The organism is Frankia sp. CcWB3 (assembly GCF_977927595.1).
Genome location: NZ_CDWRCK010000336.1, coordinates 1 through 1,409, shown reverse-complemented (window position 1 = coordinate 1,409; position 1,409 = coordinate 1). Strand labels below are relative to the sequence as shown.

Below are 1,409 nucleotides of genomic sequence, written 5' to 3'. Positions count from 1 at the left end.
GCCGCGGGTCTGATCTTCGGCCTGCGGGGCGACCTCGAGAAGGTGACCAACAAGGTCTTCCTGCTCTCGCCGCACAATGTCGAGGTCACCGAGACGGACAAGCGACGCATCCGCGAGGGTGGGTTCTACAACCAGTCATAGCCAGGGAATGTGATCACGTTCCCCCCGTTCCTCAGGAGAGAGCGCCATCAGCACAGTAGGTAGCTTGATCTTTTGGGTGCTGACGGTCTATCTGTTGCTCCTGATAGCGCGATGGATCATCGATCTGGTTCTTGCCCTCAGCCGATCGTTCCGCCCGACCGGCCCCCTGGTACTGGTCTTCGAGATTGTGTACACGGCAACTGACCCTCCGTTACGATTCATCCGGCGATTTCTTCCGCCGTTGCGAGTGGGTAGCGTTGCGCTTGACCTCGGGTTCCTGCTGCTCTTCCTGGTGATCATCGTGCTTCGAAGCTATGCGCAGAGGCTGTGACGGGGTTGTTGTGCACACCGCGAGCGCGGGCGCGGCAGACTGCCCGCAGACCGCCCTCTCTTCGGGGAGCGGCGATGCCGCACGAGGAGGCGACGTGGCTCTGACACCACAGGACGTTCAGAACAAGGTCTTCAGCCCGACGAGGTTTCGCACGGGCTACAACGAGGATGAGGTCGACACCTTCCTCGACGAGGTCGAGGCGGAGCTGACGCGGCTGCTGGACGAGAACAGCGACCTGCGCCGGCAGCTCGACGAGGCCCGGCGTTCCGGCGGTGGTGGTCCGGGCGTGCCCGCGCAGATCCTCGAGGAGAACCAGGGCCTGCGCCGCCAGCTCGACGAGGCGCGTCGCCAGATCGCCCAGGCGCAGGCCCAGGCCGCCCAGGCCGCCCGGGAACGGGGCCAGCAGCCGCAGCCCACCGGGCCGCAGGGGCCGCAGCAGGGCGGCGCCCCCACAACGGTGATCTCAGCGGTGGGTACCTCCGGACCGCCCGCTCGGGCCGGCGGTAACCCGCAGGTGGAGGCCGACATCGAGCAGCGGGTCGCCCGTACCCTCGTGCTGGCCCAGCGCACGGCGGACGAGGCGCTGCGCGAGGCGCGCGCGGAGTCTGAACGCGCCCGCCGCGAGGCGAGGGCGGACGCGGACCGCATCATTGGTGAGGCCCGGGCGCACGTGGCCGAGCAGCTCGGCGGCTTGGAGGACGACAAGCGTCGCCTCGAGGGCCAGGTCGAGCAGCTTCGGGCGTTCGAGCGGGAGTACCGTACTCGGCTGCGGGCCTACCTGGAGATGCAGCTGCGGGACCTGGACGGCATGCCGACTCAGCCGGCCGTCGGTGCCGGCGGGCCACCGCGACCGGGCCTCAACCCGGGTGGTGGACCCACGCGGCCCGCGGTGGGCATGGGGCCCAGTGGCGCCCCGCAGAACCCCGCCCACCAGCCG

3 protein-coding genes are annotated in these 1,409 nt (G+C 69.1%); all 3 read left to right on the top strand.

Going from position 1 to position 1,409, the window contains the following annotated elements; genetic code table 11:
• On the top strand, positions 1-141 hold a 141-nt coding region (gene sepF / locus ACY5KJ_RS18635), incomplete at its 5' end, for a cell division protein SepF (protein ID WP_462203973.1).
• A gap of 76 nt (positions 142-217) precedes the next feature.
• Positions 218-472: a YggT family protein gene (locus ACY5KJ_RS18630; protein ID WP_462188856.1), complete on the top strand. Its 255-nt coding sequence runs from the start codon at positions 218-220 to the stop codon at positions 470-472.
• Between the two features lie 94 nt (positions 473-566).
• A partial coding sequence (locus ACY5KJ_RS18625; protein ID WP_462203971.1) for a DivIVA domain-containing protein occupies positions 567-1,409 on the top strand: 843 nt, incomplete at its 3' end.